Here is an 18,496-nt window from a genome sequence, read left to right as displayed (position 1 = left end):
CTGCTCCCTCATCTTTAATGAAGTTAACTTTTGACGACGCTGTCGGCCAGTAATCAGGAGTAGCGAATGCGCGAGCGATAGCGAGCGAGCAACGCTTCGTTATGCCGGTCGCCGCCATCCCGGTTCGCGCTGACCAGCACCGGCGGCTCAATACCCCGGGCTACGAGCTTGTCGATCACCGATACGATAAGTGCCTGAATGAGCAATATGCCGCCGATTGTCGACGAAGGACCGGTTTTCCGCCCGGAGCCGTCGTATTCGAGCAATGCGTCTCCCGGCTCTCCGCCGTTATCGAGCACGATATCGGCGATTTCGTAAAGCTTCTTCGCGCTCGGCGAGCGTGAAGCGGTCGTCGTCGAATGGCGCATCGAAGTGATTGCTACGACATGGAGACCTTTCTTCTTGCAGGCCTCGGCGACCTCAACCGGCACGGCGTTGATGCCCGAATTAGACACGACAACGATCGTTTCGCCTGGCTTCAGATCGTAGCCGGTCAGCAGAACTTCCGCATACCCCGGCAGCCGCTCGAGCAGCGTTGCTCGGCCGACGTTCAGCTCCATCAACGAATCTTCGAGCATGGCGTTGACGCAAGCCAGACCGCCTGCGCGATTGAACGCATCTTCAGCAATCATGTGGGAATGGCCGCTGCCAAAGACATGAAGCACACCGCCGCCGGCGATCGAATCGGCAACGCGTTCGGCAGCTTCTTCAATCCGATCGTGCTGTGTCGTTCGAATGCTTGCGATAAGCTCGACCATTCGGTCGAAATAACGTTCCATTAAAGTCATGGGTATCCTCCCGCAATAAATTTAAATGAGTTTCTCTTCCGCGAAGACGGTCGCAGCCGCGCCCATGACGCCGGCCAACGTTGGGAACCTCGCCTGGACAAGTCCGACGGGACTGACCGCATATCGGTAACGCGCCGCGAGCTCATCGCGAGCGGGATCGAGTAACAGGTTCCCCGCCTGGCTGACGCCGCCTCCAATTACGACCGTCGTTGCGCCGAACAGTTGCAAGCAGTTTACGAGACCGATTGCCAGCTTCTGCCCTGCGTCGCGAAATAATTCGGCGGCTTGGAGATCTCCCGATGCGGCCGCCTGTGCGGCCAATTGAAGGAGGTCCGAGTCCGGGCCGTCGCCTGAACTTTGGTTTTTTCCGTTCAGTCGCATGCGCATGGCGGGAGCCGAGACGTACTTTTCCAGGCACCCCTTGTTGCCGCACGCGCAGGAGAGGCCGTCGAATGCGATGCTCATATGGCCCAAATTCAAGGAGGATACAAGGCCGGCGCGATACGGCTCGCCATTCACGAACAAGCTGGCTCCAATCCCCGTTCCTATGCACACATATAGAAAATTCGGCAAACCTTGGGCCGCACCGTAGTGCTTCTCGCCAAGCGCTCCCGCGAGTGCATCGTATTCCAGGTAAACGGGAACGCCTCCGGGCGGTTTCACGAAGCTGTCGAGCGCGACATTCTCCCATTTCAAATTCACCGCGTGCAAAATCTTGCGATTGCGAGTATCCAATAGGCCTGGGCACGACACGCCAATTCCGGCAATGCGGCAACCATGCGGCAACCGTTGGATAAAGCGATCAACGTGAACGGACAAAGCGCGGATGTCGGCTCGCCCGTCCGGGTTCTTCTGCAGAGGAACGGATTCGTGCGCAAGCAACTCTCCGTTAGGCCGGACCGCTCCAAGCTTCAAGTTCGTTCCGCCAATATCTACGCCAATGGCAAGCTCACGCCCAACATTCATAATCGATAAGGCTCCATCCTGTTTATCTTAGTTTCTTTCAGAAAGCAACTAATTAAAATTTAATGGACATCGTTGTACTTGTCAATTCATTTTTTTGATCCGGGCAACGCAAATAGAGCCGCCCGAAGGCGGCCCCGAATCGTGTCTACTGCGCGCTATGGCTGATGGTTATATACAATCCCTACAGCCATTCCTGCAACTGCCTTGTCCAGCGCTAAATAATCGCTCAGCAAGCGATCTAACTGATCTGTAATAGGTTGATATTCTTTCATTTTGGTTCTCCTAGGAATCAGAATAATTCCACCCTCTGATTTCGGCCAATTTCGTAAAAGCTTCGAGAACCCCGCTCCCATAACGGCCTGTGCCGACAACTCCGCCCATTTCCAGTACTCTCTGCTTCACTTCGGGATGGGCGTTGTCGGGACAAATCGCATGCGTCGCGATTTCCGGATCCATCATATCCAAATCCATGATTTCATCGCCGGCTACGACGATCTCGTCGGGATGCAGGCCCTCGATTCTTGCAATTTCCTTAGCGGCCGTCCCTTTCCTTAAGAAAGCGGGATGGGTGTAAAACCGTTGCTCTTCAGGTATAAGCACTATGCGCAGCCCACTATTCGCGAGGTAATTCTCTTCTACGTGCTTTAACAAATGCTCGGATTGTTCCGGCAGAGCCGTCATCGCAAACCAATACCCGTTGAAAAACATATTGCCGCTGTCGAACCTGGAGAGAACATCCCTCATCAAAGGATAAGTATGCTGTCGGTGAGCCTCCTCCAACCGTTGCTCCATCATCCCCGAATACGGTTCAACCTTGCGGAGTTCATTGTCCTCTATTGTGCACAATTGCCCCCCTGATCCGCCGACGACAAATGAAGGACGGCTCGAGGCTGCGCTCGCATAGAAGAGTTGAAGCTGTTGTTTAACCTCCCAGGTCGTATTGGTCGCCCACCTACAGCCATTAGCGGTGAGCCGATCGAGGAACGACGACCATTCGTCGGAAAATCTAGCGTAGGGCTGGCCGCTGCCGCCTAAAGCTGTTCCGTCCAAATCCGTAATAAAAAGCTTGGGCAGTCTACCGCTTGACGGAGCCATTAGGGTCACCTGTTTCGTTGATATTCTTTCGGCGTCATGCCGACGAGCTTTTTGAAAATTTTCTGGAAATACATGTTGTCGGTGAATCCTACGAGATCGGCCACTTCATAAACCTTCAAATCCGGATGGTCCACGAGGAACTGCTTGGCCTTCTCCGTCCGCAGCCGGTTTAAATAATCCGTAATCGTCTCGCCGGCTTGTTGCCTAAACATTTTGCTTACGTAGCTGGGACTGAACCCAACTTTCTCCGAAAGCTTCCTCAGATCGAAGACTTGATTGTATTCTCTCTCCAATAGTTTCCTAACCTGCTGCTCCAAACCTCTTGAAATCTCGGCTCGAGGCTCCGATGCCGTCCCCGCAGACTTTTCCCGTGGCTCCGACCGCTCGGCTTTGGTTTTTTCGAACTGATCAAGAAGTCCAAAAAGCTCGGATTTATCGAGAGGCTTTAACAGGAAATCCGTAACTCCCGCACGAATCGCCTGCCGAGCGTACTCGAACTCGTTATACCCGCTTAGAATAACGACGAATAGCCGGGGCATCGCCACTCGGGCTTGCTCGATCAATTTCAGCCCATTCATGTTCGGCATCTCGATATCGGTAAGCAATACGTCCAATTCCCCATCAGTCATCCCTAATATGCCGAGCATCGCGTCCGCACCGTTGGCGTACGAGCCTGCGATTTGAATTTCTCCCCCGTAACGGGACAATATTTTCTCGATTCCGAGCCGGATACGTTCCTCGTCGTCCACGATCATCACATTCAGCATGTCGCGCCTCCATTGGCCGATAATGTGAGGGTCACGGTCGTTCCTTGACCTGGCGTGCTTTCCACATGCAATCCGTACGTGCTGCCGTAGTGGATTTTTATTCTTTCGTTCACATTTTGCAGCCCGATTCCTCTGCCCGATTCCAGCCTGCGCGTGCCTGCGAGAAGCTCATCCATCGTTCTCATCGTCTCATTATCCATGCCGGCACCGTTATCTTGAACCCGGAAATGCAGCCATTCTCCTTCTTCAATCGCGTCAATGATAATCGTGCCCGCTCCGGTCGTTTGTCTGTACGCGTGGTTAATGGCATTCTCAACGATGGGCTGAAAAATGAGCTTGATGCATTTGCAGAGCAGAAGGTGCTCCGGAATACGGATTTCCAATACGAACCGATTAGCGAAACGATAGTTTTGCAGCGAGACGTAGTCCCGTAGATGATTCATTTCATCTTGAACAGAGACGATTTCGTTGCCCCGGTTAATTCCGTATCGGAGCAATTTGCCGAGCGTATAAGTCATTTCCGCTACCTCTTCGTCGTCGTTCGTCTCGGCCGTCATTCGAATCGTCTCAAGCGTATTATAAATAAAATGCGGATTGATCTGGCTTTGCAGTACGTTAAATTCCGCTTCCCTCTTGCGAGCCTGAGTCACCGCCACTTCTTCGAGCAAATCCTGCACGCGTTGCAGCATAATGTTGAAATGCCTGCCCAGCGACCCTACCTCGTCCAAGTGCTTCACTTTAAACCTGACGTTCAGCTTTCCTCTCTGAACCTCTCTCATGAGTAGCTTGATCTTGCGAAGCGGCGACGTCAGGGCGAAGGCAATTCCAATGGAAGCGGATAGCGCTACCAAAATGATTGCGATTGTCGTCCATAGGGTGACGTTGCGCGTCGTCGTCGTCTGTCGCATGACGTCTTCAAGCGGAATATACACGAGCATCTTCCATCGGGTCAGTTCGGACACGGAATACGCGCATAGGTAGGTCGTCCCATCTCTATCGATGAGAAAATCTCCCCGCTTCTGCGTAGCCAGTCGGACCGCCGGATCGTCGGACAAATCTCTCGTGATTAGCTTAAGATCGCTATCGAACACGACCCGGTCGTTCTCGTCCAGAAGTATCGTTTTCCCTTGGGTGACGGCGTCCATGGAGAGAATCGAGTCTTTAATCGCGCTAATGTTCGTATCGAACGCGATAAACCCGATCGGCTTCAGAAAGTCCAGTTCCTTCAATCCTCGAATGACGGTAAAAGCGTAATAGGGCTTGCTATAGTCCGTCGTGACCTCCCGCGTGCTGACAAGCACTGGTCGGCCATTGCTTTTCTTCGCTAAGTCGGACCAGATCGGCAGCATTTCATCGATATTGTTGCGGGTTCCCCGGGATTTGACGTTATAGAACATATGACCGAAATTATCGAATACGTAGACGGATGCCGTATCCTGTTTGACCCGGTTTAGATTCATGATAAACAATTCCATGCTCTTCAGCTTGGCAAGCCCCGTATCGGGATCGTTCAATAGATGAAGAAAATCCGCGTTGTACAAGGGCATCGACGAAAGGTTGAACAAATCCTCGATATAATCGTCCAAGCCTTGTAACGTTTTGGCGGTCATTTCTACAGCATACTCCGTTGTATTTTTCTCGAAGGATTGCGAGTAATCCCGGAACGACAAGAAGCTGACGGCCGTGATCGGCAAAGTGACAAGAAACAAAAAAACGACGAGAAGCTTGGTCTGCATGCTCAAATTAGCAAAGGAACCGCGGAGCTTAAACCATACGGCACCTCTCGATTGCTGCTTGTCGTCGTCCATGCCGACCGTTCCCCCTCGGTGCTGTAAGCTTATCTATTATTTTACTGCACCTGTCACAATCCCGGCAAAGACGTATTTCTGAAAGAATAGATAGAGAACGACCATCGGCAGCATAATCATTAAGATGGCCGCGGACAAGAGCTCCCACTCCGTGCTCCGCTCCGAGGAAAACCGCATAAGGCTCGTCGACACGACGCCTAGCTTTTGCGAAGGCATGTACAAATAAGGTATAAACATATCGTTATATATTTTGATCGACTTGATAATGATCAAGGTTACGGTCGCGGGCATCAAGAGCGGAAATACGATCGCATAATAGATTTTGAAGAGTGAAGCCCCTTCCATCATCGCGCTTTCGTCCAATTCGTACGGGATGTTTTTGACAAACTGCAAATAAATGAAGATTTGCATGACGTCTGCGCCCAAATGTAACACGATCGCGGCAAAAAGAGTATTGTATAAACCCAATTGTTGAACGACTGTGAACGTCGCGATCTGTACCGTAATCATCGGAATGAAGTTGACCGCGATGAATGTGCCGAGTACGGTTTTACGAAGCTTGAAGGTGAACCTGCCCAGCACATAAGCCGTCATCGTTCCGATCGCCACGTTGCCGATCACCGAGAGGACGATGATGATTCCCGTATTCAGAAACGCTCGGCCCATCTGGGTTCGCTGCAGCACTTCGGAGAAATTACCGAAATAGAAGAAGCTGTCCGGGAGCGAGAACAGATCGGCCCGTCCGAATTCCTCATGGCCTTTGAACGCGTTCAGCACCAAGATGACGATCGGGAAAAAGACGGCAAGCACGGCCGCGAGCAGTAGAACGTGCTTCACAATGGAAGAAACCGAAAATTTCCGAATGTTCATGATTCCCACCTCTTGATCAGCATTCTCTGGGTGAAGATCAACAGCGTGACAACCGCCATCAACGTCGTGCTCATCGCGGAAGCCAAGCCGAAATTGGCGAATTCGAAAGCGGTATCCACCGTCATCGTGACGAACGTCTCGCTGGCTCCGAGCGGTCCGCCGGCGGTCAGCAGGAAGGGCAGATCGAACACTTCCAAGGAACCGATAATCGTCAGGAACAGCAACAATTCAATGACCGTAATCAAATTCGGAAGAATGATGTGCCATACGATTTGGTGTCTTTTCGCCCCGTCGATCCTTGCCGCTTCGATCATTTCCGACGGGATGGATTGCAAAGCGGCCAAGAAGATGACCATATTAAACCCTGTGTATTTCCATACGCTGATGAAAGCCAGAGCATGATTAACGAGTTTGGGGGAACCAAACCAGCTTTGCGTCAGATTGTCCAAACCAATGAAGCGCAGCATGGCATTCAAGGAGCCGTACTCTGTGTGATAGACGTAGTTAAACATGTAGGCAACCGCTACCCCGTTCATAATGTAAGGCATGAACAGAATGACCCTATACATATTGCGGCCTTTCAATCGGGAATTGACGATTAAAGCGGCGAACAGGCCAAGCGCGATCTGGAACATTCCCCAGAATAAGTAGATAAGGTTATGGGAGAATGCGTTTAATATATCCTCCATTCGAAAGACGTCCCGATAATTGGCGAATCCTACCCATTCCTTCACTTTGCTGATGCCGTCCCAATCCGTCAGACTTAAATAGATGAGATAGCTGGCGGGATACAAGGAAAACACGGTCAGGAAAAACAACGGCGCAAGCAGAAAGGAACAGACGATCACCATTTTTTGTTGTTTATACGATAGGCCGAACATGTCGGTTTCCACTCCTTTCTTCCGTTACTAGGTTCCGTCTTCATCTTATCGTTGCGAAGATTGGCGTTGTAAGCGTTGTCCTTTTCTTCATGCCTTTTCCCCTTTTCGTTATACTAAGCAGTACCGCATGACTTTACTATAGCGGGAATCAACTTACGAAATAATGGTACTGCTTTTTATTTATTGTCTTTGGTTGTACAGTTCGAACAGTACGAAGGTGGGTTGTTCTTAGGTCTCATCGATTTTATTAAATGAGGCTGTCCCATAAGCAAAGTTGCTTGAAGATCGATAGTCAAGGTAAGGGGTATGTACCTCCTGTAGATGCCTCATACGCTCCTGAAATTACCCTGTAACGGGTTTCCCATTCAGATTTCGGGAGCGTATAGCATCGGAAGGAGGTACATACCCCTTGGGCCTTTTCGTCGATTAACTTTCACAGCAACTTGAAGGGCTTATGGGACAACCTCTATTAGTTAAGGCGCAATTTGATCGCTATCGACTGTCCCGGGGGTAGGCGTAAGGTTGGAAGCCATCTCTTCCATGTAATAAGAGCCGTTAACCGAATACTTGAACTTCAGCGCCTTCCCGTCTACAGAGCTGTCCTCGCCGTGAGTACCGACAGGGCCGTACACTTCGCTTACGTTCGTGCCGTTATTGTAACGTGCCTGCAATATGCTCACCCCGTCCGAATCGCGCACGAGCTCGATTCGCGCCATACCGCTGTTGCGCAGCGGATTGCTGGGGCGTTTGGTGCTCGTCTGGTAAAGCTCCAGCACGTCGTCGCTCGTCAGACTTGTGCCGTACACGGCATTAAACTGCGACAGCGTCTTCGTGCTGCCCGTTTTCTTGAACCAGATTACCTTGACGCTCTTGGCCGGAATGTAGAAGTCGGTTGCAATGTCCACCGGCTCCTCGTACGTATCTTTTAGCTTATAATCCTTCAAATTTACCGTGTTCTTCGAGTTGTTATACACCTCGACGAAATCATAATCTTCATCCATGTAATCGCCGGCTTTGTAGAAGTCTTTCTCAACCGCAGTCACCCCTACATTCCCGGGAGAATTAGCTACAATCTCGGTGATGTAGATCTCCGGCAAATGAATGCCGCCCGTCACCGACTTACTAATTCCGCCAACCGTTGCGGTCACCCGTGCAAGCACTGTATAGGTGCCTGCTCCGCCTGGAGGCGCCCACGTTGACGAGGCGGTTGAGGTCGCACCTGACCCGATCGAGGCTAACGTCACCTCGCCCAGTTTGTTCGCCGCTGCGTAATTGTCCGTGGACGTTGTGAAATTGTCCTTGAAGAACTCCACCAGAACATTCGAGAGCGCGCTGCCGGTCAAGTTCTTCACATTCGCATTAATCTGAACCGGCACGTCAGCTGTCGCCGTTGTTTGGGTGCTCATCGTCAGCTCCATGGCTGGAGAGTCGTTCACCCAGATCGGAGCGGATACCGCCCAATCGCCATCCGTCTGCTCGACCTTGACGAAGTAATACTTGTAGCTCGGTGCGATGGAAGCCGCGTAATGCGCCATCCGTGAGCTGTACGTCTGAGAGCCGATGACTGTACCACCCGGACCGTAGAGTGTAATCTTAGAGATCGTATCGTTGGTCGGGTTCGACGCCATTACCGATACGTTCAGCGCGGAGCCGGGATTCGTCAGTCGAGAACCCATCGGCTTGCCATTGATCTCGAAGATCAGCTTGAAATCGCGATCCCCGAATGTGGCGTAAGTGCGTCGAGCCCGGATCGCATCCATGATCGCCTCCGGTGTATTCGCCTCCGCTATAACGATGGTCCGGTCGTTGTTCTGCATCCACTTCTCGTAGTGTTCGTCACTGTTCAGCGTTGGCGACAGATGCCAGCCTTTGTCCAGTGCCCGAAAGTATTTGTCGAAGTGTTCCTGCATCAATGCGTTGCTATGCAGCTCGTACAGCGCTGTCTGATCGTCCGCAGCTTGATTGTAATAATCGAAATCCTCGAAATCCCCCCAATACGCGCTCGGATGATTGAACTGTAAGACCGCTTCGGGGTATTCAGCGAGATCGTCCCACAGATTGTGCATATTGTACTGCACGCCTCCGATCGTATCGAGACGATCTACGATCCAAGGGACGTTAAAGACGTTCGCATGTCCCCAAATGCCGGAATCCGTATTGTAAGTCATCTCGAAGCCGGCGAAGGCCGAGAATTGATGCGGCACCGTCGCAAATCCAGCTTGGTATTTGTTATCGACCCACTCGCCATTCGCGACATTCGGATCCCCCCAGTCCATCCGTTCCGAATGATCGCTGAGACCATAGAAATCCCCGTTTTGCGCTTTGGCTGCGATGTAGGCATTAGCAGGCGTGTTGGTAACCGCGGTCGAGCCTTCGTGGGAATGCTTCGTATGGTTATGCAGCTGACCATTGTAGAAATTGTATGGGCTAACAGGCGTCGGATATTGGCCGCTCACGAGCTTGCGCATTTTTACCGTGCCGTCGACCGGATAACCGTAGGTCACGCTGGTATCGGACGCCGTGTCGATCGTCGTGCTGCCCGGGCTCGTCGTGCCGTCATTGTAGGTCGCGCTGACGACAACGGTGCCGCCGTCCGTTCGGAGCTCCACCGTCTTTTGCCCGTCGTTTCCCATACCCTGCGTTTGCGTCACCGTCTGTTCATACACCTTGGAGGACGTCAGATAAGTACTGGGCAAATTGTAGTGATCGGCGAACTGTGCAAGCGTATAGCCGCTGCTCTGCGTCCCTCTCGTCCAGATGATCATGTATCCGTAAGCCGGAATGCTCTTGCTCGCCGTTAGATTGAAATCAAAATAATCCGCCAAGTTGGCGTGGTTCCAATAGTATCGGATGGTGTAGCCGGCGAGATCGATCGCCGAGCCCGTATTGTTGTACAACTCGATGAATTCGAACGCTTCACCCAAATCGGTTGGACTGGAGGAGTTCACCATCAACTCCGTTATCCAAAGGTTTGGCGGCGCCGGCACTGTCCCTGGTGTCGGCTTCTGATTGACCGCCGTTTTGCGCATCGTAATGTTGCCGTCCACCAAATAGTCCGGAAACTCGAATACAATACTGCTGTTCTCGACCGTCGCATCCTCGTTCATGGTTGTACTATTGAAAATCCGGTCGTTGAACTTGGCGATGCAAATCTCTGCGCCCGCATCCGTCGCGACAATCAGCTTCTTGATCCCGGTGTTGCCCAAGCCGCCGTTCGCCCCGAGATCAAGCGTATACAAAGTGGAGCTTGTGAAGCTTGTGCCGTAGTGAGCGTTGAAATTGGCAAGCGTCTTGCCTTGAGCATACGTGTTCTTGATCCAGACTACGCGTGCCTCGCCCGCGGCCAGCGTCTGGCTCGTCGTCAGGTCCCATGTTACGAAAGCGGTAGGCGTGTACCAGAAAATGAATTTGTAATGGCTCAAGTCGATGATGCTGCCGGTGTTGTTCTTCAGTTCCACATATTCGTACGAATCTGTTGCCGACCCGGAATCTCCGCTGGAATTGGCCAATATTTCGGTTACCGTCAAATCCGGGACTGTCGAACTGGCGTGAACGGAACTTTCTTTCGTCACGACACCGAAGCTCCCAGGCAGCAGGATCAATACAGCCATAACGACCATGAAGCACCGCTGCATCCATTTACGCATATTTACCGCTCCTCAAATAGATTTTTGTAAGCGCTTTATATTTGATGTGCACGATAATGCAACAATACGGAATGGACTCCCCGCCGTTACAAGCAACGGGGCATCCATTCCATGCTAGCGGAGTCGCTCTACTTGCCGAGCTCCTTCCTCGCTTCGTTCCACTTTTTGTTGTAATCGTCGAATACGGCCTTCATGTCCCCTAGAACCGCTTCCTGTAGGAGAACCCGGTACTTATACTGCATCTTCTTCTCGACGGCATCAACGTCGTCAGGAACAGGGAGCGATTCCATCATCTCCGGATTGTAGCTGTAGAATTCTTCGAGATATGGCGTGTTCGGCTTCGCATCCTTTAATGGGGAGACCGTCATATGCTCATCGTTGTCGCCCGATTCCTCAAGCATGAATTTAATGAAAGCTTTGGCAGCCGCTTTGTTTTTGCTGTCTTTGTTGACCGCGTAGGACCAGTCGGGCATGATGTTGCCGTACAGCTTGCCGCTGTTGTCGTGCGGCATCGGCGCAAAACCGTAGTTCTCCAGCTTGCCGCCCGCTTGGACGATCGGTTGGATGACCCAGTTGCCGATGTAGGACATTACGACTTTACCGGAAGCCATGTCTCGCAAATTCTGGTCGTACGTCTCGGACAAAATATCGCTCGCCAAGTAGCCTTTGTCATACATCGTTTTGAAAATCGTCAAACCTTGTCCGTATGGGCCGTCCACCGTAAACGGAGTTTCCGTCTTCAGCTTGTCGTTGCGAAGATTGGCGTTGCCGTAGATGAACTCCGACAGCTTCTCGTAATACTGCAGCGTCCAGGCGTCCTTAAAGCCCGTCGCCATTGGAACGTAACCCGCAGCCTTCAGCTTCTCGCATATGTCGTAAAATTCGGCTAAAGTTTTCGGAGGACCTTCGATGCCCACCGTCTTGAATACCTCTTTGTTGTAGACGAGGCCGTTAATTGCCGCTTGCTGGGAGATGGCGTACAGCTTGCCGTCGTATGTTGTGAACTCCTTGAACCAGATTCTGTCGTTCAACCCCAGATCGTCCAACGGCTCATAGTAATTCGGATATTCCGCCGGAGGCATCGCGATAAGACTGAATACGTCAGGCAGCTCGCCGGCCGCGATTCTAACCTTCATGACGCCGCTGTAATCCTTGATCCCTTCAATCTTGACATCCGTAATTCCCGGATACTTCTTCTTGAATGCCTCCGCATAGCGCTCGAGATGCTCAATCTGATCAACCCGATGCGTAGCGAAGGAGATTTCTCCTTTGATCTCCGACTCCGCGGGTTCCGCCGATTCGGATGCGACGGGCGAAGCCGAATTCCCGTTAGATGCGCTTGGCTTGTTCGAAGAAGCCGCGGCATTAGAATCGTTGCTGGAATTACCGCTGCCGCAGCCAGTCAGCAGCGCGAGCGTCATCATTGAAACCAGTGTAAGCGTTGTCCATTTCTTCATGCCCTTTCCCCTTTTCGTAATATTCAGCGGTACCACTAGCCTTACTATAGCGAAAATGAGAGGACAAAATAATGGCATAGCTTTTTATTTATTGTCTTTTGTTGTCGGGATGCATACTGCCTGTTGGCTATGCGTTTCCTCCAGCCCGTAGTGCGGTAGAGACCTCCGGACTTCGCATTTCCGGTTAGGATAACAATAAAAAACCGAGCAAAGATCAGGAGTGAATACCTGAAATTCGCTCGGCCCGGAACCCCCATTCAAACATCATCCGCCAACCGCAGCAAAGTCTCATGCAACGCATCAAATCGCTGTTCATCTTCCGCCGAGAACATCAGTAGATATCCGTCACTATTGTTCATAACCACAATCACTTCGCCCGCTTGGCCAAAAAACTGAACGCCCGTATACAAGTCCGAATCCGCTTGCTTGGATGGATACATCCTCTTAATTTCTTCAACAACCTGTTCATCGATTGGCCAGTATTCCTCATTGCTGAGCTCCATCGAAAACACGGCTTGCAAATGGGCCATCGCAATCAAAAATTCCATCAAAGACTTGCTCGTCTGGTACCACTCTTCTTCTCCATAGTTCTCGTACACAGGGGGATTGGGCGAGGCCGCATCCTCCCGGCGTATGCCCCAAAGGCAAGCACCCTGATTCTCGGTATAAAAAATCAAATAATCGTCATACACATATTTATGAAAATCCTTGGGCTGAATCAAAAAATCCTGGGAACCATTCAGTTGCGGATGAGCTCCCAATTCCAGATAATAATCCTTCAGCACTTCAGGTATACTTCCATATCGGTTGATCCACGGTTGCAGTTCCTTCTCTTCGAGACCGCAAGGTTCCGTGATATGAAATAGGCTGCGGATGGCTGTAAAATCGGTCATTGGCTCCACTCCTCCTTGTAAATAACCCCTATCAAACAAAAGCGAAAGGATAATTTTCAGGCAAATCCGGATGCAACATTCTAAGACAATCTTCCAATTGCCCGGGCAAGTCGCTTTCTGCAAAATTCTCTAACCGATCCGCCCACTCCTCATATTGATGAATCAAATCGGCCAACTGCAAAAACTGCCAAAAATCGATGAATAGCGGTGTCGCTTTCGGCTCGGTCAGGCTATGGTCAAAAAAAGAAAGCTTCCCGTCCATCCTGTTCATTAGCCACGCATCGCCTTGACCGTTAGCGGCAATCTGTACATAGTTGTTTTTCAAATACTCATCTTCACCATACAGATTGTCGCCTTTATCGTCCTCAAACACCATTTCGGCAGCAATCTCTTGACCCGCCAGCATCTGCAGCACCTCCACAAGCCGGATAATATCCAACGGCACCGTGGAAAGCTTGTTGCGCATATAGCGAGACAGCGGCATCTGCACGTTGGCAAAGGGCAACAAAATTTCCTGTACGTCGCGAATTCGAAATGCCGGCTTATCGATAGTCATGAAACTCCTCCACTCCCGTCAATCCCACCAAAAATACCAAATCTCATTATTTTTCAGATAGCTGGCATATTGCCCCACCGAATCAAAGGATTCTAGTACATACTGACAGAACATAAAATGCTCTTTGGCCAGTTGCAGCGCTTCATCATCCGTTGCGGGAAGCCTGCCCGTTCGAACCACCCATGTATCCTGCGTTACCACAAGCGGCGCCGCCTCAAATTCCTCCTGCCAATGCTTAAACAGAGCAGCTTGATAAACCGGAAGCGGACACTCATTATAACCGCCCATCGGTATAATAAGGGGAGCATGGTATCGTTCTTCCGCCTTCATCGGTATCAGCAGCGCTCCATCTTCCATACGAGCCTCTATCCAATCTATATTGATTTCCGGATACGTATAAGACCCGCGAGTCGGTTGTTCATCGACCAACTCATTGCCTTCCCATACGCGGGCATAAGCAGCATAAACCTCGTCAAAGCTTTTTCCATCCATCTGTTTAACCTCTATCGGCAATTCGCTATATGTCAAATAGGCGCTTACAATACTGCGCAATGCATCAAGCTTAGTCAGGCGATGAACTTGCTCCAACTGCTTCTCGACAAACGAAGCCAGAGATCCCTCCTCCTCCTCTGCCTCCTCCATCATCTCCAGAATATTATCGCTAGGCAAAATCAACAACTGTCCCGTCCCATCCGGGCCGCCGAGTGGAAATGTCAGTTGCTCTATGTCTGCCGTGATACATGAATAAGGTTTTAAGAGTGCTAGAATATCTTCCATTGTGGTCTGCTCCTCTCCGATTTAACTTTCATGGCTAATAGTCAGTATGTTTTCATTAACATCCAAATAAACGACAATCAATTGATCCGTAAACTCCGGGTTAAAAGTAAAATCAATAATGAAAATCTGTTCTTGTTGCTCTTTTGCAAAGCTGCTTCCTAGCCACCCTTCGCCTAAGCCGCTTCCCAAGCTCTTCAACATAAGCAGGTCAACCAGCTCCGGCTCGCTTAATGTTTTAGGTTGTTCCGTCCCGAGCATTTCTTTTAGGCTTTCCTCATCCATTTCCGAAAGATGAAAATCAAAGAAGTCGTGCAGCAACGTATAATCCGTGTCTTGTTTACTTTGAATAATATCTTTTAGATGTGCCCGAGCTTTGTTCACCAACTCATCCATGCGATCAAGCGCATAGGCAGCACGGGCGACAGCGGCCTCATTTTGCGTAAGCTTTTCCGACACGTGAAAATAAAACGGGATCTTACTATCAGGCTTAAGGTTATCTAACCAAATATCGTCGCCGGATGTGTACTCTAGACCGGGAAATTTCGTGCTTGGAATTTGTTTCGTCATCTCGTTAGCTCCTTTAGCAAGTAATTTGTAATTGCGTGCCCGACTGGTTAAACGTTTCGGGCTGATGCGATCTATCAATTAAGGTTGTTAATCCTTATTGTACCAATAATATCGTGTTGGTCTCCATCTTGTGGGTCGTTTATACAAACCCACTGACTCTCATTTATGTTGAGCTCCTCCATGCAATAGTCCATTGCATCTTCTATTTCTACAAACCAATGATCCGCATAGCAACCTTTATCTTCATGGGAATCAAATAAAAATACATAAACCCCATTCTTAGATTCATAAATCATTACCTTTCTTATCTTCCCGATCGGTTCTGTAAGAAGAGCATACATTCTCATTTCGGTACCCCCTTCATTCCTTAATCATCATCTTATCATTACACTAAACTGCTAGTTACTTCAACAAACCAAAAAGGAGCTTTGACATGGCAAGCTCCTCAACGACAATCTCTCGTAATATAGTTATTCCCGTTATCTGTAACTAAGTTACACCAGTACTCTCCAACTCCGATCCGGACCGAGGGGCACAGCCCCGAAATGCTAGCAGACCCTACTATTCATCGGATATGCCAAGCGCTTTGTTCCGTTCTTTAAACCTCTCGTTATGCGACGATACATAAGCCATTCTCGGCGCCTCGGGATCCATGTACCGTTTGGCGCTGTTAAGCGCTAAGGCCGCATCCATGAACGCCCCCGCAATGAGGTTGAGCTTGCTTTCGTAATTGGCGAAGTCGCCGGCCCCGAAGATGCCCGGCAAGTTCGTCTCAAGTTTCGGGCTGACGAAGATGTTCCAGTCGTCCATATCCAGCCCCCAATCCTTGATGCCTGTAAAATCGGACTTCAGACCGTGGTTGACGATAACCTCGTCTATTTCTAGCTCGCGCGAGTCCCCTGATTCGATATGGGTAATCGTCACCCGTTCAATCGTCTTTCCGTTGCCGCTGTATAACTGCGTGACTTCATATGGCGTAAGCACATCGGCAGAAGACTCCTTCATTCGAACAATGTTTTTCTCATGTCCGCCGAAGCGGTCGCGCCTATGCACGACTGTGACCTGAGCAGCGATGGGAACCAGTTCGTTCGCCCAATCGACAGCGGAGTTTCCACCGCCCGAAATAAGTACTCGTTTTCCCCTAAAAGGCTCCAGCTCCTGCACCGTATAGTGCAGATTGGACACCTCATAGCGCTCAGCTCCTTCCAGCTCCAGCTTCGCCATTCGCAGAATGCCGCGGCCGATAGCCAGAATGACCGTGCGTGTCCAATGCTTCTCCCCCGTTGCCGCCTCCAGAATGTACGTCGAATCCGCTTGTTTCTCCAATCCGATAATGTGCTGTCCGAATACAATTGTCGGGTCGAACGTCTTCGCCTGCTCCGACAATTGGGCGATTAACTTCTCGCATAAGATCGGCGCAACCCCTCCAACATCCCAAATCATTTTCTCGGGATAAATAAGCATCCGCCCGCCCAGCTCGTCTTTGGCCTCTATCAGCTTCGTCTTTAAATCGCGCATTCCACTATAAAAAGCAGTATACATTCCCGCAGGACCACCGCCGATAATCGTCACATCGTATAATTCAAGCTGCTCAGTCAATTGATGTTCTCCTCCAGCCGACTCATGTGACGGCCATGCTATGATAATCATTATCAATATAATTGTAGCTTCGGCGACGTGACGATAACAATGGACAAAATCGACGGTTATTTTTATACAAAATGGAGGATGCAGACCTTTTAATCGCAAGCAAAACCAAATCAAGCTAACAATCGCAAGATATCATCGATTTTTTTGCCGTTGGAAATAACTCCGTTATTCATCCAGGTTAGAAAATCAACCTCGTAAACGCGGTTGTTTCGTACAGCGGGAAGATCGCGCCACTCTGGCTGCTCCAGCAGTTCCCTCTCCTTTCCTTCTGCCTGGCTATGCCACTTATCGAAAGTAATGAACAGATGATCAGCGGTTAACGCACGCAGGTCCTCTACAGAGAGATTGAACATGCCCGGTCTATTCGCTTTTGAAGCTACGCCTATTGCGGGGTGGGAGCGCAAACCAACGTCGTCGTAAAGAACAGCCGAAACAAAGCCTTGCCCTTCTTCCGTATATTGGATGATGTGGTCCGCAGAGATACGCAAGAAAGCGACCGTTTCACCTTTCATGGCCCGACTCAGCTTATGACTCGCGCTCCGTGCTTTGAAAGCATACTTTGCGATAGCCTCGTCTGCCAACTCCGTCCGACCGAAATAATCGGCGACAGTACGCAGCAGCGTACGCCAATTATGGGTCTGCTCACGCAGGATGCACGTGTTGGATATCCGTCGGCACTGAGAATATTGCTGTTGCTCGTAACGATCCGCAAGTAATATCAAATCAGGCTTATACCCGGAAAGCGCGTCAAAATTGCCGCCGTTCTCGTCGAACGTCGGAATATGGTTTAAGCCTAGATAGTCTTGTTTTCCCCATTTCGCATGCCAATACTGGACGATAGGCTGCATATCCAGTGCGACTATGAAATCCTCCAAATACGGCGCAACTACTCTAAGCTGTCCCTTGCGGCTGCGACGGTATTGTCCGGGCGAGATGCCTACCGTCTGCTTGAAGCGACGATTGAAATAATACTCATTATTGAAGCCTGCATTCAGCGCAATATCGAGCAGCTTGTCATCGGCGCTTGCCAGCCACTTCTTGGCTTGATTAATCCGTACTTCATTCAAGTACTGGAGCGGTACTTGACCCGTAGCCTCTTTGAACAGACGGGTATACTTCCAGCGATCAATGCCTGCGAGGGAGGCCAGCTCCTCCAAGGTCAGAAGCTCACGGTAATACTGATGAATATGACGTATGCTAAGCTCTACCCCCTCCCGCTCGATATCCGTTCCCTTATCCTCCGCTGCAGGAGCATTTTGGCGAAATAGAAAGAGCAGCAGCTCTTGAAATCTCACAAATCGTTGGAACAGCTCAAGCTCGCCGCTCGCCTCGCGGAGTCCATATAACTCATCAAGCAGCTCCATCGTCTTCGCGAAGGGTACGCAGGTAAGCTCTTGCTTATCCGGCAGCAAGCTTGAGACTGCATCATAACCGCTAGCTACGAAGCGTACTCGATAATAACTGCCGCTCATAACCTCTTGATCAACACATAAAGATCTTCCAGACCTCTGCAAATAGCATTTTCCTTGTCCCGTCCCGCTCATGATAACGAGCAGTTCAAAGCTTTCCTTATCGTTCCCATCGCTATCGTCCAATTCACTCATTTCCGCTTGCTCGCCCGCAACGATTAAGCGGATCGATCGCAGCGCATATTGGACTAAAGGAGCAGTCCCCGCTTGTTTGCGCTGTTCAATATCCATCGTTACTATCAACCGCCCTCTAATTGATATTCATTCTCAATGAATACAGTATAAATCAACACAAGCCGCCCATC

General features: G+C 50.4%; 16 protein-coding genes. All 16 read right to left on the bottom strand.

The annotated features are described in order from the left end of the window. Positions 1 to 53: 53 nt before the first annotated feature. The gene (locus DFP98_RS18305) at positions 54 to 788 is read right to left on the bottom strand and encodes a sugar isomerase domain-containing protein (RefSeq protein ID WP_116062045.1); all 735 of its coding nucleotides are present in this window, start codon (positions 786 to 788) and stop codon (positions 54 to 56) included. Positions 789 to 809: 21 nt separating this feature from the next. Further along, positions 810 to 1,754 (bottom strand): ROK family protein, encoded by a 945-nt coding sequence (locus DFP98_RS18300; protein WP_116062044.1) that lies wholly within the window; start codon positions 1,752 to 1,754, stop codon positions 810 to 812. A 282-nt stretch (positions 1,755 to 2,036) separates the two neighbouring features. Further along, positions 2,037 to 2,849 (bottom strand): HAD family hydrolase, encoded by an 813-nt coding sequence (locus tag DFP98_RS18295; protein ID WP_116062043.1) that lies wholly within the window; start codon positions 2,847 to 2,849, stop codon positions 2,037 to 2,039. Between the two features lie 5 nt (positions 2,850 to 2,854). Beyond that, positions 2,855 to 3,616: a response regulator transcription factor gene (locus DFP98_RS18290; RefSeq protein WP_116062042.1), complete on the bottom strand. Its 762-nt coding sequence runs from the start codon at positions 3,614 to 3,616 to the stop codon at positions 2,855 to 2,857. Beyond that, a complete protein-coding gene (locus tag DFP98_RS18285) occupies positions 3,610 to 5,424 on the bottom strand; it encodes a cache domain-containing sensor histidine kinase (protein WP_116062041.1) in 1,815 nt (604 codons plus the stop codon). Before DFP98_RS18285 ends, DFP98_RS18290 begins: the two co-directional genes overlap by 7 nt. Before the next feature lie 36 nt (positions 5,425 to 5,460). Beyond that, a complete protein-coding gene (locus tag DFP98_RS18280; protein ID WP_116062040.1) occupies positions 5,461 to 6,294 on the bottom strand; it encodes a carbohydrate ABC transporter permease in 834 nt (277 codons plus the stop codon). Next, a complete protein-coding gene (locus DFP98_RS18275) occupies positions 6,291 to 7,175 on the bottom strand; it encodes a carbohydrate ABC transporter permease (RefSeq protein WP_116062039.1) in 885 nt (294 codons plus the stop codon). Before DFP98_RS18275 ends, DFP98_RS18280 begins: the two co-directional genes overlap by 4 nt. A 473-nt stretch (positions 7,176 to 7,648) precedes the next feature. Beyond that, complete coding sequence (locus DFP98_RS18270) at positions 7,649 to 10,822, bottom strand: lamin tail domain-containing protein (RefSeq protein WP_116062038.1); 3,174 nt, start codon at positions 10,820 to 10,822, stop codon at positions 7,649 to 7,651. A gap of 128 nt (positions 10,823 to 10,950) precedes the next feature. Then, entirely contained in the window at positions 10,951 to 12,279 is a 1,329-nt protein-coding gene (locus DFP98_RS18265; RefSeq protein ID WP_181917770.1) for an ABC transporter substrate-binding protein, read from the bottom strand. 257 nt (positions 12,280 to 12,536) lie between these two features. Then, complete coding sequence (locus tag DFP98_RS18260) at positions 12,537 to 13,172, bottom strand: hypothetical protein (protein ID WP_116062036.1); 636 nt, start codon at positions 13,170 to 13,172, stop codon at positions 12,537 to 12,539. A gap of 31 nt (positions 13,173 to 13,203) precedes the next feature. Further along, positions 13,204 to 13,728: a hypothetical protein gene (locus DFP98_RS18255; protein WP_116062035.1), complete on the bottom strand. Its 525-nt coding sequence runs from the start codon at positions 13,726 to 13,728 to the stop codon at positions 13,204 to 13,206. An 18-nt stretch (positions 13,729 to 13,746) separates the two neighbouring features. Then, complete coding sequence (locus DFP98_RS39785) at positions 13,747 to 14,505, bottom strand: DUF4253 domain-containing protein (protein ID WP_246016585.1); 759 nt, start codon at positions 14,503 to 14,505, stop codon at positions 13,747 to 13,749. A 21-nt stretch (positions 14,506 to 14,526) separates the two neighbouring features. Next, positions 14,527 to 15,072 carry a DUF2004 domain-containing protein gene (locus DFP98_RS18245; RefSeq protein ID WP_116062034.1) on the bottom strand — a complete coding sequence of 182 codons (546 nt, stop codon included), beginning with the start codon at positions 15,070 to 15,072 and terminating at the stop codon, positions 14,527 to 14,529. A gap of 74 nt (positions 15,073 to 15,146) precedes the next feature. Beyond that, on the bottom strand, positions 15,147 to 15,419 hold the full coding sequence (locus DFP98_RS18240; protein WP_116062033.1) for a hypothetical protein: 273 nt from the start codon (positions 15,417 to 15,419) through the stop codon (positions 15,147 to 15,149). 214 nt (positions 15,420 to 15,633) lie between these two features. After that, positions 15,634 to 16,671: an NAD(P)/FAD-dependent oxidoreductase gene (locus tag DFP98_RS18235; protein ID WP_116062032.1), complete on the bottom strand. Its 1,038-nt coding sequence runs from the start codon at positions 16,669 to 16,671 to the stop codon at positions 15,634 to 15,636. A 161-nt stretch (positions 16,672 to 16,832) separates the two neighbouring features. After that, positions 16,833 to 18,422: a helix-turn-helix domain-containing protein gene (locus DFP98_RS18230; RefSeq protein ID WP_116062031.1), complete on the bottom strand. Its 1,590-nt coding sequence runs from the start codon at positions 18,420 to 18,422 to the stop codon at positions 16,833 to 16,835. Positions 18,423 to 18,496 lie beyond the last annotated feature (74 nt).

Origin of the sequence: Cohnella phaseoli, assembly GCF_003386235.1 — a bacterium.
GTDB classification, from domain to species: domain Bacteria; phylum Bacillota; class Bacilli; order Paenibacillales; family Paenibacillaceae; genus Cohnella; species Cohnella phaseoli.
The sequence above is the reverse complement of the archived record's forward strand: the minus strand, read 5'-3'. Positions and strand labels throughout refer to the sequence as shown.